The sequence below is a fragment of the Cellulomonas sp. APG4 genome (genome assembly GCF_009996735.1).
Taxonomy (GTDB): Bacteria; Actinomycetota; Actinomycetes; order Actinomycetales; family Cellulomonadaceae; genus Actinotalea.
Map to the genome: position 1 here is coordinate 62,788 of NZ_JAACYI010000018.1, position 13,000 is coordinate 75,787.

Annotated in this window: 13 protein-coding genes and 1 pseudogene; 12 read left to right on the forward strand and 2 right to left on the reverse strand. The window is 73.7% G+C overall.

Features of this window, described 5'->3' with window-relative positions; all coding sequences use genetic code 11:
* Window positions 1-83: 83 nt before the first annotated feature.
* Both mshA and GXB85_RS13310 read left to right on the forward strand, forming a co-directional pair.
* Complete coding sequence (mshA, locus tag GXB85_RS13305; RefSeq protein ID WP_161918160.1) at window positions 84-1,370, forward strand: D-inositol-3-phosphate glycosyltransferase; 1,287 nt, start codon at window positions 84-86, stop codon at window positions 1,368-1,370.
* A 5-nt stretch (window positions 1,371-1,375) separates the two neighbouring features.
* A complete protein-coding gene (locus GXB85_RS13310; protein WP_161918140.1) occupies window positions 1,376-2,116 on the forward strand; it encodes a phosphoglyceromutase in 741 nt (246 codons plus the stop codon).
* An 81-nt stretch (window positions 2,117-2,197) separates the two neighbouring features.
* Here the strand turns inward: GXB85_RS13310 and phoU are convergent, their stop codons facing one another.
* The gene (phoU, locus tag GXB85_RS13315; RefSeq protein ID WP_161918141.1) at window positions 2,198-2,857 is read right to left on the reverse strand and encodes a phosphate signaling complex protein PhoU; all 660 of its coding nucleotides are present in this window, start codon (window positions 2,855-2,857) and stop codon (window positions 2,198-2,200) included.
* Between the two features lie 144 nt (window positions 2,858-3,001).
* Here phoU and GXB85_RS13320 point away from each other — a divergent pair, with 144 nt between their 5' ends.
* The 7 genes from GXB85_RS13320 (at window position 3,002) to pstB (ending at window position 10,239) form a co-directional block, all read left to right on the forward strand.
* The gene (locus GXB85_RS13320; protein ID WP_370524240.1) at window positions 3,002-4,192 is read left to right on the forward strand and encodes a sensor histidine kinase; all 1,191 of its coding nucleotides are present in this window, start codon (window positions 3,002-3,004) and stop codon (window positions 4,190-4,192) included.
* The gene (locus tag GXB85_RS13325) at window positions 4,189-4,884 is read left to right on the forward strand and encodes a response regulator transcription factor (RefSeq protein WP_161918142.1); all 696 of its coding nucleotides are present in this window, start codon (window positions 4,189-4,191) and stop codon (window positions 4,882-4,884) included. The genes GXB85_RS13320 and GXB85_RS13325 overlap by 4 nt, the downstream gene beginning before the upstream one ends.
* Window positions 4,885-5,013: 129 nt before the next feature.
* Window positions 5,014-6,129, forward strand: coding sequence for a phosphate ABC transporter substrate-binding protein PstS (gene pstS / locus GXB85_RS13330; RefSeq protein ID WP_161918143.1), 1,116 nt, complete (start codon window positions 5,014-5,016; stop codon window positions 6,127-6,129).
* A gap of 194 nt (window positions 6,130-6,323) precedes the next feature.
* On the forward strand, window positions 6,324-7,451 hold the full coding sequence (gene pstS, locus GXB85_RS13335; protein WP_370524241.1) for a phosphate ABC transporter substrate-binding protein PstS: 1,128 nt from the start codon (window positions 6,324-6,326) through the stop codon (window positions 7,449-7,451).
* Between the two features lie 4 nt (window positions 7,452-7,455).
* Window positions 7,456-8,478: a phosphate ABC transporter permease subunit PstC gene (pstC, locus tag GXB85_RS13340; RefSeq protein ID WP_161918144.1), complete on the forward strand. Its 1,023-nt coding sequence runs from the start codon at window positions 7,456-7,458 to the stop codon at window positions 8,476-8,478.
* Window positions 8,478-9,434, forward strand: a complete 957-nt coding sequence (gene pstA, locus GXB85_RS13345; RefSeq protein WP_161918145.1) for a phosphate ABC transporter permease PstA — start codon at window positions 8,478-8,480, stop codon at window positions 9,432-9,434. The genes pstC and pstA overlap by 1 nt, the downstream gene beginning before the upstream one ends.
* A 25-nt stretch (window positions 9,435-9,459) precedes the next feature.
* A complete protein-coding gene (gene pstB, locus GXB85_RS13350) occupies window positions 9,460-10,239 on the forward strand; it encodes a phosphate ABC transporter ATP-binding protein PstB (protein ID WP_161918146.1) in 780 nt (259 codons plus the stop codon).
* Between the two features lie 47 nt (window positions 10,240-10,286).
* On the opposite strand, the gene GXB85_RS13355 is transcribed toward pstB, so the two are convergent.
* Window positions 10,287-10,772 (reverse strand): hypothetical protein, encoded by a 486-nt coding sequence (locus GXB85_RS13355; RefSeq protein ID WP_161918147.1) that lies wholly within the window; start codon window positions 10,770-10,772, stop codon window positions 10,287-10,289.
* Between the two features lie 167 nt (window positions 10,773-10,939).
* On the opposite strand from GXB85_RS13355, the gene GXB85_RS13360 reads away from it, so the two are divergent.
* From GXB85_RS13360 to ispF, 3 genes and pseudogenes are all read left to right on the forward strand, one after another.
* A complete protein-coding gene (locus GXB85_RS13360) occupies window positions 10,940-11,422 on the forward strand; it encodes a CarD family transcriptional regulator (protein ID WP_161918148.1) in 483 nt (160 codons plus the stop codon).
* A 4-nt stretch (window positions 11,423-11,426) separates the two neighbouring features.
* Window positions 11,427-12,233: a 2-C-methyl-D-erythritol 4-phosphate cytidylyltransferase gene (gene ispD / locus GXB85_RS13365; protein ID WP_161918149.1), complete on the forward strand. Its 807-nt coding sequence runs from the start codon at window positions 11,427-11,429 to the stop codon at window positions 12,231-12,233.
* Window positions 12,230-12,703: pseudogene (ispF, locus tag GXB85_RS13370) on the forward strand (2-C-methyl-D-erythritol 2,4-cyclodiphosphate synthase); the annotation flags it as partial. The gene ispD and the pseudogene ispF, both read left to right, overlap by 4 nt.
* Window positions 12,704-13,000: the final 297 nt, after the last annotated feature.

The following is a 13,000-nucleotide window of genomic DNA, read 5'->3' on the forward strand; positions in this document are numbered from 1 at the left end:
GCGGTCGAGGCCGCAGACCCGAGGGCCACGGCCCGCACGAGCGAAGGAGGTGGGTGGTGAGCCGCACGGGCACGCGCGTCGCGATGGTCTCTGTGCACACGTCGCCGCTCGACCAGCCGGGCACCGGCGACGCGGGCGGCATGAACGTCTACGTGACCGAGCTCGCGCACGCCCTCGCGGACCAGGGCGCGAACGTCGAGATCTTCACGCGCGCGACCGATCCGCACCGCCCGACCGTCGTCGAGATGGCCGACGGGGTGCTCGTGCGGCACGTCACCGCCGGGCCGCACCGTGGGCTCGGCAAGCACGACCTGCCGGGTCAGCTCTGCGCGTTCACCGCCGGGGTGCTGGACCAGGTGGGGCGCGACGCGGACTTCGACGTCGTGCACTCCCATTACTGGCTCTCGGGCCACGTCGGCTGGCTCACGGCCGAGGCCTGGGACGTCCCCCTCGTGCACACCATGCACACGCTCGCGAAGGTCAAGAACGCCGCCCTCGCGCCTGGTGACGTGCCCGAGCCCGCGGGGCGCGTGATCGGCGAGGAGCAGGTGGTCGACGCGGCGCAGGCGCTCGTCGCGAGCACGGCCGAGGAGGCCGCCGACCTGGTGGGCCTCTACGACGCGGACCCGGGCGCGGTGCACGTGGTCGCCCCGGGCGTGGACCTCGACCTGTTCGCCCCGGGCACGGAGCGCGTGGATGACGAGGGCCTCGCGTCCGCGCAGCAGCGGGCCCGTGCGGCGCTCGGGCTCCCGCGCCGGGAGCAGGTGGTGCTCTTCGCGGGGCGTGTGCAGCCGCTCAAGGCGCCCGACGTCCTGGTGCGCGCCCTCGGCGAGCTCGCGACCGCGGGCCTGCCGGTGCCGCTGCTCGTGGTCCTCGGCGGCCCGAGCGGCAACCCGCGCGCCGTCGCCGACCTCGTCGCGCTCGCCGAGCACCTGGGTGTGGGGCACCGCGTGCTCGTGCGCCCTCCCGTGGCGCGGCGTGCCCTCGTCCGCTGGTACCGCGCGGCCGACGTCGTCGCGGTGCCGTCGCGCAGCGAGTCGTTCGGCCTGGTCGCGGTCGAGGCGCAGGCCGCCGGGACCCCTGTGCTGGCCGCCGCCGTCGGTGGGCTGCGCACCGTGGTGCAGGACGGCACGAGCGGGGTGCTGGTGCGCGGGCACGACCCGCACCGGTGGGCGCACGCGCTGCACGACCTGCTGACCGACCACGCGCGGCGGCGCAGGCTCGCGCAGGGCGCGCACCGGCACACGCGCACGCTCGGCTGGGACGCGGCGGCCGAGGCGATGCTCAAGGTCTACGCCCTCGCGGCCCAGCGGGACCGTCCCACGGGCCGAGGGTCCCGGGGAGCCGTGCGGCTCGATGCGGCAGGATGACGACCATGACCTACACCCTCGTGCTGCTCCGCCACGGCGAGAGCGACTGGAACGCCAAGAACCTGTTCACCGGCTGGGTGGACGTCCCGCTGTCCGAGAAGGGCGTCGAGGAGGCGAAGCGGGGCGGTGCCCTGCTGACCGACGCGCAGGTGCTGCCGGACGTGGTGCACACCTCGCTCCTGCGCCGTGCCATCACCACCGCGAACCTCGCGCTCGACGCCGCCGACCGGCACTGGATCCCCGTCAAGCGCCACTGGCGCCTCAACGAGCGTCACTACGGCGCCCTCCAGGGCAAGGACAAGAAGCAGACCCTGGCCGAGTTCGGCGAGGAGCAGTTCATGCTGTGGCGCCGCTCGTACGACGTGCCGCCGCCCGAGATCGAGCTCGGCTCGGAGTTCTCGCAGGACGGCGACCCGCGGTACGCGGGCGAGCCGATCCCGCGCAGCGAGTGCCTCAAGGACGTGCTCGAGCGTGCGCTGCCGTACTGGGAGAGCGAGGTCGTCCCCGACCTGCGTGCCGGCAAGACCGTGCTGGTCGCGGCCCATGGCAACTCGATCCGTGCGATCGTCAAGCACCTCGACGGGATCGACGACGAGTCGATCGCCGGGCTCAACATCCCCACCGGCATCCCGCTGGTCTACGAGCTCGACGAGCAGACGCTCGCGCCCGTGACCCGCGGCGGCACCTACCTCGACCCGGACGCCGCGGCCGAGGCCATCAAGGCGGTCGCGAACCAGGGCCGCTGACCAGGCCCACCCGCACGGCACGACGACGACGGCCCGCCACCTCGCAGGTGGCGGGCCGTCGTGCGTCGGTCGCGGGGCGTGTCAGATGGCGCCGCGCTCCTCGGCGAAGTCGCCTGTCACGAGGTACACGATGCGGCGGGCCACCGAGACGGCGTGGTCACCGAAGCGCTCGTAGTAGCGCCCGCACAGCGTGATGTCGACGATCTCCTGGGGGGTCAGGTCGTGCCCCGCCGTCAGGGTCGCCGCGAACGTGTCCGCGTGCAGCTTGTCGAGGCGGTCGTCGTCGTCCTCGATCGCCTGGGCGAGCTCGAGGTCGCGCGTCTGGAGCACGTTGGTCACCTGGCGCGCGACGCTGACCGCCGCCTCGTGCATCGCGGTGAACGTCGGGACCAGGGGCTCGGGCACGCCCACGGCCGGGTACCGGCCGCGTGCGACCTCGGCGATGTGCCGCGCGAGGTCGCCCATGCGCTCGAGCGACGCGCTCATCCGCAGGGCGCTCACCACGATGCGCAGGTCCCGTGCGACGGGCTGCTGCTGGGCCAGCAGGGCCACGCAGCGCTCGTCGAGGCTGCGCTCGAGCGCGTCGATCGTGTGGTCGTCGGCGATGACGGCCTCGGCCATCGGCAGGTTGGCCTCGAGCAGGGACGTCCCTGCGGCACCGACCGCCGACTCGACCAGCCGGCTCATCGCAGCCAGGTCCTCGCCGAGCGCCGTGAGCTCGGCGGTGAAGATCTCCCGCATCAGTTCCCTCTCGTCCGTTGCCGGGCCACGGTCGCAGCGCACCGTGAACGCCGCCCCACCAGCCGGTGAACACTCGTCCGCAGGCGTGCGTACGTTCGCGCCCGGTGTCACCGGTGTCCCACGGCACGACCGTACTCTGACGGCGTGACCGAGGGACTCGACCGCGTCGTGGACGGCCTGCTGCTGCTGGGCGTCGGCGTGCTCGGCGTGGTCGTGGGGCTCACGGCCGCGTTCGCCTTCCGGTGGAGCGAACGCGCCCAGCGCGGCGCACCCGACGAGGCGCCCGAGCCCGAGCTGGGCGACGGCGCGACGGCCGTGCTCGCTGCGCTGCGCTCGGCGACGGTCGTGCTCGACCAGGCCCAGCGCGTGGTGCGTGCGAGCACCGGCGCGCGAAGCCTCGGCCTGGTGCGTGACGACCGCGTGGTGGCGCCCGAGCTGCGCGCGCTGCTCACGGAGGTGGCGCGGGACGGCGAGATCCGCGACACCGAGGTCGAGCTGCCGCGCGGGCCGCTGGGCCCCGCGACGGTCTACCTGCACGTGCGCGCCGCCCCGCTGGGCGCACGGCACGTGCTGCTGCTCGCCGAGGACCGCACCGAGGCCCGCCGCGTCGAGGAGATCCGGCGCGACTTCGTCGTCAACGTCTCGCACGAGCTCAAGACGCCCGTCGGGGCGCTCGCCCTGCTCGCCGAGACCGTCGAGCAGGCCGCCGACGACCCCGCCGCCGTGCGGACGTTCGCCTCGCGCATGCAGACCGAGGCGACCCGTCTGTCGCGCCTGGTGCAGGAGATCATCGAGCTGTCCCGGCTCCAGGTGGCCGGCGCGCTCACCGAAGGGCGTCAGGTCGAGGTGGCCGACGTCGTGCGCGAGGCGGTGGACCGCGCCGCCACCAAGGCGGCGGCCAAGGCCGTCGAGATCGACGTCGGCGACCTGCCGGGTGCCGTGGTCTTCGGCGACCAGGACCTCCTGGTGACCGCCGTGCGCAACCTCCTCGACAACGCGGTCGCCTACTCGGACGACGGCACGCGCGTCGCTGTGGGCTGCACGCTGCGCGCCGAGGACGGTCTCGTCGAGATCGCCGTGGTGGACCAGGGGGTGGGGATCCCGCCCGAGGACCAGCCGCGCCTGTTCGAGCGGTTCTACCGCGTCGACCCCGCGCGCTCGCGCGACACGGGCGGCACGGGGCTGGGCCTGTCGATCGTCAAGCACGTCGCCGCCGACCACGGCGGGGACGTGACCGTGTGGTCCGAGCCGGGGCACGGCTCGACCTTCACCCTGCGGCTGCCGCTCGCGACCACGGTCGCGCGCGGCGCCCGAACCCCTCGAGGAGAACGATGACGCACGTCCTGGTGGTCGAGGACGAGGAGTCCTACCGCGAGCCGCTCGCGTACCTGCTGCGCAAGGAGGGCTACGACGTGTCGGTCGCGGCCTCGGGCCCCGAGGCCCTCGCGGCGTTCGAGCGTGGCGGGGCGGACATGGTCCTGCTCGACCTCATGCTCCCGGGGATGAGCGGGACCGAGGTGTGCCGTGAGCTGCGTCGCACGAGCGACGTGCCGGTGATCATGCTCACGGCCAAGGACGGCGAGATCGACAAGGTCGTGGGGCTCGAGCTGGGCGCGGACGACTACGTGACCAAGCCGTACTCGTCGCGCGAGCTGCTCGCGCGCATGCGGGCCGTGCTGCGTCGCCGGACCGATGCCGGCGCACCAGCGGACGACGGCGTGCTCGAGGCCGCGGGCGTGCGGATGGACGTCGACCGGCACACGGTCGAGGTCGACGGCGCGGCCACGGCGTTCCCGCTCAAGGAGTTCGAGCTGCTCGAGATGCTCATGCGCAACCCGGGCCGGGTGCTCACCCGCGGTCAGCTCATCGACCGCGTGTGGGGCTCGGACTACGTGGGGGACACCAAGACCCTCGACGTCCACGTCAAGCGCATCCGGGCCAAGATCGAGCACGACCCGGCCCACCCCGTGCGTCTGGTGACCGTGCGTGGCCTCGGGTACAAGCTCGTGGACGACGACGCGGCCTGAGCCCCTGACGCTCCCCGAGTGTTCACCGGTCGTTCAGGCCCGCTCGTGCTCCCGGCCACCTGGCCTCCCTAGCGTCGGCCCAGGTCGCCCGCGCTCCGTGGGTGACGAGACGCGACAGGACGGAACATCGTGAAGCTTCACCGAACGAGCCGGATCGCCCCCCTGGCGGCCGTGGGCGCCCTCGCCCTGACCCTCGCAGCCTGTGGCTCGGACCCGGCGACGGACGACGCCCCCACCACCGACGCGGAGTCGGGCACCACCGAGGAGACCTCGCTGAGCGGTCAGCTCTCGGGCGCCGGCGCGAGCTCGCAGGAGTCGGCGATGCAGGCCTGGATCGCCGGCTTCCAGTCCGCCAACCCCGACGTGTCGGTCGCCTACGACCCGGTCGGCTCGGGCGGTGGCCGCACCCAGTTCACCGAGGGGGGCGTCGCCTTCGCCGGCTCGGACGCGGCCCTGGACGAGGAGGAGCTGGCCCTCGGGGCCGAGCGCTGCGCCCCGGGTGACGTGGCCGAGCTCCCGCTCTACATCTCGCCGATCGCCGTCGTGTTCAACCTCGAGGGCGTCGACAGCCTCAACATGTCCGCCGAGACGATCGCCCAGGTCTTCAACGGCGAGATCACGCAGTGGAACGACCCGGCGATCGCCGAGGCGAACCCCGACGTCGAGCTGCCGGACCTGGCCATCACCCCGGTCAACCGCTCGGACGAGTCGGGCACCACCGAGAACTTCACCGAGTACCTGGCCGCCGCGGCGGGCGACGCGTGGCCGCACGAGGCCAGCGGTGACTGGCCGCGCACGGGCACGCAGTCCGCCCAGGGCACCTCGGGCGTCGTCCAGACGGTGACCGAGGCGCAGGGTGCCATCACCTACGCCGACGCCTCGAAGGCCGGCGCACTCGGCACGGTCGCCGTCCAGGTGGGCGAGGGCTACGTCGAGTACTCGCCCGAGGCCGCGGCCGCCGTCGTCGACGCGTCGCCGCTCGCCGAGGGCCGGGGCGAGGCCAGCCTCGTGCGCGAGCTCGAGCGCGACACGACCGCCGAGGGTGCCTACCCGATCGTCCTCGTGTCGTACTCGGTGGCGTGCACCGAGTACGAGGACGAGGCCGAGGGTGAGCTCGTCAAGGCGTTCCTCACCTACGTCGCGAGCGAGGAGGGTCAGCAGGCCGCGGCCGGTGCCGCGGGCTCGGCCCCGATCTCGGAGGAGATGCGCGGCAACGTCATGGAGATCGTCGACGCGATCGCCTGAGGTCCGCACACGGTCCGACGCCGCCGGCCGGTGGCCTGCTTCGGCAGGTCACCGGCCGTGCGCGTCCCCACTCTTCGCCCCCCGTTCACCCGGCGTTCACCCCCCGGCGGCGCGCGGGTAGCCCCCGCTCGTACTCTGGAGCGCGGCCCCGAGCCGGCCTGGAGGCCGGCCCACCATCCCGAGACGGAGCACGCGTGACCAGACGCCGGACGATGACCGCCCTCACGGCGGGGGCCGTCGCCCTGCTCGCGACGGGCTGCGGCTCGGACGACCCGGTCAACCACCCCTGGCGACCGGGCGGTGCCCCCGCGGCGACCGAGGAGCCCGCGACGGCTCCCGTCACCGAGGGCCTCGCGGGGACGCTCGCAGGTGCCGGGGCCAGCTCGCAGGAGTCGGCCATGCAGGCCTGGGTCGCGGGCTTCCAGCAGGCCAACCCCGACGTGACCATCGCCTACGACCCCGTCGGTTCGGGCGGCGGCCGTACCCAGTTCACCGAGGGTGGCATCGCGTTCGCGGGCACGGACGCGCCGCTCGACGAGGCCGAGCTCGCCGCGGCGCGGGAGCGCTGCGCGCCGGGCGACGTCGCCGAGCTCCCGCTGTACGTCGCGCCGATCGCGGTGGTCTTCAACCTCGAGGGGATCGAGAGCCTCGACATGTCGCCCGCGACGGTCGCCGGCATCTTCGACGGTGCGATCACGCAGTGGGACGACCCGGCCATCGCGGCCGAGAACCCCGACGTCGAGCTGCCGGACCAGCGCATCACGCCGGTCAACCGCTCGGACGAGTCGGGGACCACCGAGAACTTCACCGAGTACCTGCACGCCACCGCCCCGGAGGCGTGGCCGCACGAGCCGAGCGGCGACTGGCCGGTCTCGGGCGGGCAGTCCGCGCAGGGCACCTCGGGCGTGGTGCAGACCGTGACCGACGGCACGGGCACCATCACCTACGCGGACGCGTCCAAGGCCGGCGCGCTCGGCACCGTGAACCTGCGCGTGGGCGACGCCTACGTGCCCTACTCGCCCGAGGCCGCGGCCGCGGTGGTCGACGTGTCCCCGCGCGTCGAGGGCCGGGGCGAGGCGAGCTTCGTCGTCGAGCTCGACCGCACGACGGCCGAGGCGGGCACCTACCCGCTCGTCCTCGTCTCGTACATGCTCGCCTGCACCGCCTACGACGACGCCGCGACGGCCGAGCTGGTCTCGGCGTTCCTCGGCTACGTCGCGAGCGAGGCCGGCCAGGAGACCGCCGCGACGTCGGCCGGCTCCGCCCCCATCAGCGAGCGTCTGCGCGAGCAGGTGCAGCCCGTCCTCGAGTCCGTCGGCTGACGCCATGACACACCCCGACCGGGAGCCCTCCGTGAGCAGCATCCCCGACGCCCCCACGCCGACGCCCGAGCCACCACCCGTGAGCACGCAGGGGACGCGGCCCGCGAAGGATCGCGCCGGCCGCGCCTTCGCCGGGCTCTCGACCGGCGCCGGCGCCCTCATCCTCCTCGTGCTCGCCGCGGTCGCGGGGTTCCTGCTGCTCGAGGCGTGGCCCGCGATCCAGGCCCCCGCCGAGGAGCTCGCGAAGATCAGCTGGATCCCGGACGACGGCTCGCTCGCGCGCTACGTGGGTCCGCTCGTCTTCGGGACGCTGCTCGGGGCCGTGCTGGCGCTGCTGCTCGCGGTGCCCGTCGCGCTCGGCATCGCGTTGTTCATCTCGCACTACGCACCGCGCCGGCTCGCGAGCGCCCTGGGCTACGTGGTCGACCTGCTCGCGGCGATCCCGAGCGTCATCTACGGCCTGTGGGGCGGCCTGTGGCTCGCGCCCCGGGTGCAACCGCTGTGGGACTGGCTCGGCGCGAACCTCGGGTTCATCCCCCTGTTCGAGGGCCCGGCCGCGACGCCCCCGCGCGTGATGATGACGGTGGGCGTGGTGCTCGCCGTGATGATCCTGCCGATCATCACGGCGGTCTCGCGCGAGGTGTTCCTGCAGACCCCGCGCCTGCACGAGGAGGCGGCGCTCGCGCTCGGCGCCACGCGCTGGGAGATGGTGCGGATGGCGGTGCTGCCGTTCGGCCGCTCGGGGGTGATCAGCGCGTCGATGCTCGGGTTGGGTCGTGCCCTCGGCGAGACGATGGCGGTGCTGATGATCCTCTCGCCCGGCCTCACGTACAGCTTCGCGCTGCTGGCCGCCGGCAGGCACCAGACGATCGCCGCGAACATCGCGCTGCAGTTCCCGGAGGCGAGCCCGCTCGGCGTGAGCGCGCTCATCGCGACGGGTCTGGCGCTGTTCGTGATCACCCTGCTCGTGAACATGGCCGCCCGCTGGGTGGTCGCGCGCCGCGCCGACTTCTCGGGAGCCAACTGATGGCCACGACCACCCAGCGCCCCGCGGCGGCACCGCCGAGCACGCGTGACCTGCTGACGCGGCCGGACCGTCGCCGGCACCTGACGGACCGTGCGATGCAGGGCGTCGTCACGCTCGCGTTCCTGCTCGCGCTCGTGCCGCTGATCTCGCTCGTGTGGACGGTCGTCGCGAACGGCATCGAGCGGCTGAGCCCGTACTTCTTCGTGGTGTCGATGCGCGGCGTGTTCGGCGGCATGGACGCCGGCGGCATCTACCACGCGATCGTCGGGACGCTCATGGTCACCGGCTTCGCGACGCTCATCTCGGTGCCCATCGGCCTCCTCACCGCGATCTACCTGGTCGAGTACGGGCGAGGGTCGCTCGCGCGGGCGGTGACGTTCTTCGTCGACGTGATGACGGGCATCCCGTCGATCGTCGCGGGTCTGTTCGCCTACGCCTTGTTCGCGGTGTTCTTCGGGCCCGGGGTGCGGTTCGGCGTCGTCGGCGCCGTGGCGCTCTCGGTGCTGATGATCCCCGTGGTCGTGCGCTCGAGCGAGGAGATGCTCAGGCTCGTGCCCAACGAGCTGCGCGAGGCGGCCTACGCGCTCGGGGTGCCCAAGTGGCTGACGATCCTCAAGGTCGTGCTGCGCACCGCCGCGGCAGGGATCGTCACGGGCGTGATGCTCGCGATCGCGCGCGTCATCGGGGAGACCGCGCCGCTGCTCATCACGCTGGGCGTGATCGACTCGATCAACTACAACCTGTTCGAGGGGCGCATGATGACGCTCCCCGTCTACGTGTTCCGGCAGTACTCGCAGGGCCTGGTGCCGTGCTCCCCGGACCAGCTCGACTGCATCGCGACCATCAACTACGACCGGGCGTGGGCCGCGGCCCTCGTGCTCATCGGCATCGTGCTGCTGCTCAACCTGCTCGCCCGCCTCGTCGCCCGCTACTTCGCCCCCGCCCGCGGCCACTGACCCGCGCACCGATCGAGAGAGACCCATGGCACAGCGCATCGACGTCACGGACCTGAACGTCTACTACGGCAGCTTCCTCGCCGTCGCGGACGTCTCGATGATGATCGAGCCCAGGTCCGTCACGGCCCTCATCGGCCCCTCGGGCTGCGGCAAGTCGACCTTCCTGCGGACCCTCAACCGGATGCACGAGGTGATCCCCGGCGCGCGCGTCGAGGGCAAGGTCACCATGGACGGGGTCGACCTGTACGACCAGGCCGTGGACCCGGTCGCGGTGCGTCGGCAGATCGGCATGGTCTTCCAGCGGCCCAACCCGTTCCCGACCATGTCGATCGCCGAGAACGTGCTCGCCGGCGTGCGCCTGAACAACCGGCGCATCTCGAAGTCCGACGCTGCCGACCTGGTCGAGCGCTCGCTGCACGGCGCGAACCTCTGGAAGGAGGTCAAGGACCGGCTCGACCGGCCCGGCTCGTCGCTCTCGGGCGGCCAGCAGCAGCGCCTGTGCATCGCCCGCGCGATCGCGGTCCGCCCGCAGATCCTGCTCATGGACGAGCCGGCCTCGGCCCTCGACCCGATCTCGACCCTCGCGATCGAGGACCTGATCCACGAGCTCAAGAACGACTACACGATCGTGATCGTCACGCACAACATGCAGCAGGCCGCGCGCGTGAGCGACCGGACGGCGTTCTTCAACGTCTCGGCCACGGGTGAGCCCGGCCGGCTGGTCGAGATGGACGACACCCGCACGATGTTCTCGACCCCGTCCGTCCAGGCGACCGAGGACTACATCTCGGGCCGCTTCGGCTGAGCCCGCTCGGGGCCCCGGACGTCAGCGGGCGGCTGTCCGTCGGTGGTTCAGCCCGCGTCGGGCACGAGGTCCGCGTACTCGGGCAGCGTGCCGTCGAGCACGGGCACCTGTGCCGTGGTGGTCGCGCCGCCGTCGACGGCGATCTGCAGCTCGACGTAGGCGCCCGGGGCCACGGGGACCGCGTCGAGCGTCACCTCGTCCCCGCCGTCGGGCGACAGCAGGGCGGTGCCGCGCGCGTCGACGGCGACCGGCTCCGCGAGGGCGCCGTCGACGCCGAGGGTGACGCGCACGTCCTCGTCGCCGTCGTTCGTGATCTGCCCGACGACGACGCCCGGCGCGCCCTCCGCGGAGGACAGCACGATCACGTTGCCCAGGCGCACGTCGTCCAGCTCCACGCGCACGCCGTCCGAGGCCGCGTAGGTCGTGGTGGTCGTGATCGGGTTGGTGGCCGAGCACGCCGAGAGGCCCGCGGCGGTCGCGAGCGCGAGCGGCACGACGACGGCGCGACGGAGGGTCGAGACGGGGCGGGACACGGGCGACTCCTTGGGCACGTCAGGCGGGTCGAGCTGCTGGCCACAGCCTACTGGCAGCCCGTGAACACCGATGTCGGAGCGCTGACCAGCACAAACATCACCAAGCGAGGGTCAAAGGCGCCTCGGGGCGTGGTAGAGTGGGCCTCCGCGAAAGGGGACGCCTCCACATGACCTTCACCGTAGGCGAGACCGTTGTCTACCCGCACCACGGGGCCGCACTGATCGAGGAGATCAAGACCAGGACCATCCGGGGTGAGGACAAGACCTACCTCAAGCTCAAGGTGGCGCAGGGCGACCTGACCATCGAGGTCCCTGCCGAGAACGTCGACCTGGTCGGCGTCCGCGACGTCGTCGGGCAGGAGGGCCTCGAGAAGGTCTTCGACGTGCTCCGTGCGCCCTACACCGAGGAGCCGACCAACTGGTCGCGGCGCTACAAGGCCAACCTCGAGAAGCTCGCCTCGGGCGACGTCATCAAGGTCGCCGAGGTCGTGCGCGACCTCTCGCGCCGCGACGCCGACCGCGGCCTGTCCGCGGGGGAGAAGCGGATGCTCGCCAAGGCCCGGCAGATCCTCGTCTCGGAGCTCGCGCTCGCCGAGCACACCGAGGAGGAGAAGGCCGAGGCCATCCTCGACGAGGTCCTGGCGTCCTGATCCGGTGCGCGTCGCCGCGATCCTGACGGCCGCGGGGAGCGGGAGCCGGCTCGGCCACGCCCTCCCCAAGGCGCTCGTCCCCGCCGGGGACGACGCGCTGGTCGTGCACGCGGCCCGCAACCTCGCCGCCTCCGGCGTGGTCGACGAGATCGTCGTCACCGTGCCCAGGACGCACCTCGCCGCGTTCGCGTCGGCGATGACGCATGCGGACCTGCACGGCGTCCCGGTCCGCCTCGCGGTGGGTGCCGGCACACGTCAGGCCTCGGTCGCCGCGGGCCTCGCGGAGCTCGGGCCGGACGTCGACGTCGTGCTGGTGCACGACGCGGCGCGCGCGTTCGCCCCGCCCGCCCTCGTGCGGCGGGTGGCGGACGCGGTGCGCGAGGGGCACCGCGCGGTCGTCCCCGGTGTGCCGCTCGCGGACACCGTGGTGCAGGTCGACGAGGACGGCGACGTGCACGGGGTGGACCGCGCGACGCTGCGCGTCGTCCAGACGCCGCAGGGATTCGACCGCGCACTGCTCGACCGTGCGCACGCACGTGCCGCGGCCCGGGCCCAGGACGACGCGACCGCGGCCACGGACGACGCGTCGTTGTGCGCACGTCTGGGCGAGCCCGTGACCCTCGTCGAGGGTGCCGACGCTGCGGTCAAGATCACGACGCCGCGGGACCTCGCACTCGCGCAGGTGCTCGCGGCCGAGGCGTCCGCAGCGGCGCAGGTCGCTCCCGCACCCGCCGACGGAGCCCCGCCCACCGACGGCGCCGCACCCACCGACGAGGCCACGCCGGCGGTGGACAGGGCGGTCGCGAGGTGAGGCTGCCGCGCACGGGGATCGGCATCGACGTCCACGCGTTCGCCGCGCCGGGCTCGGGGCGTGAGCTCTGGCTCGGCGGGCTGCACTGGCCGGGCGAGCTGGGGCTCGAGGGGCACTCGGACGCCGACGTGGCTGCGCACGCCGCGGCCGACGCCCTGCTCTCGGCCGCGGGTCTGGGCGACCTGGGCTCGACGTTCGGCACCGCCGAGCCGCGCTGGGCGGGCGCGTCGGGCACCGTGCTCCTGGCCGAGGCGACGCGGCTCGTGCGCCGTGCCGGGTTCGAGATCGGGAACGTCGCGATCCAGGTGATCGGCAACCGGCCGCGGCTCGGTCCGCGCCGTCAGGAGGCACAGGCCGTGCTCACGCTCGCGTGCGGCGCGCCCGTGAGCGTGAGCGCCACGACGACCGACGGTCTCGGCCTCACCGGTCGTGGCGAGGGGGTGGCGGCCATCGCGACGGCGCTCGTCGTCGAGCGTGAGGCGTCCGACGGCCGCGTCGAGCGTCCCACGTCGGCGTCGGTGCGTGAGGCCCCTGCCGCGCCGGCCCGGTCTCGCGACGAGCCTTCGGGCGTACCAGCACCGGCGCCCGGTGCGAGCGCCCCCGCAGCGCGGCCGCCGTCGGGCGCGGCGGGGCCGGGCGAGGCGCGCGCCGCCCGCCGTCGGCGGGAGGGAGTACCTTCGCGCCGGGGCCGGGGGGGGGGGGGCGGGGCGGGGCGGGGGCTGCCCCCCCCCGCCCGGGGGGGGGGGGGGGGGGGGGGGGGGGGGGGG

Coding starts and splice junctions, on each gene's coding strand:
- phoU (WP_161918141.1), bottom strand. CDS start 2,857: ATGCGGGAGATCTTCACCGCCGAGCTCACGGCGCTCGGCGAGGACCTG.
- pstB (WP_161918146.1), top strand. CDS start 9,460: ATGGCACAGCGCATCGACGTCACGGACCTGAACGTCTACTACGGCAGC.
- pstC (WP_161918144.1), top strand. CDS start 7,456: ATGACACACCCCGACCGGGAGCCCTCCGTGAGCAGCATCCCCGACGCC.
- GXB85_RS13325 (WP_161918142.1), top strand. CDS start 4,189: ATGACGCACGTCCTGGTGGTCGAGGACGAGGAGTCCTACCGCGAGCCG.
- GXB85_RS13310 (WP_161918140.1), top strand. CDS start 1,376: ATGACCTACACCCTCGTGCTGCTCCGCCACGGCGAGAGCGACTGGAAC.
- mshA (WP_161918160.1), top strand. CDS start 84: ATGGTCTCTGTGCACACGTCGCCGCTCGACCAGCCGGGCACCGGCGAC.
- GXB85_RS13360 (WP_161918148.1), top strand. CDS start 10,940: ATGACCTTCACCGTAGGCGAGACCGTTGTCTACCCGCACCACGGGGCC.
- pstA (WP_161918145.1), top strand. CDS start 8,478: ATGGCCACGACCACCCAGCGCCCCGCGGCGGCACCGCCGAGCACGCGT.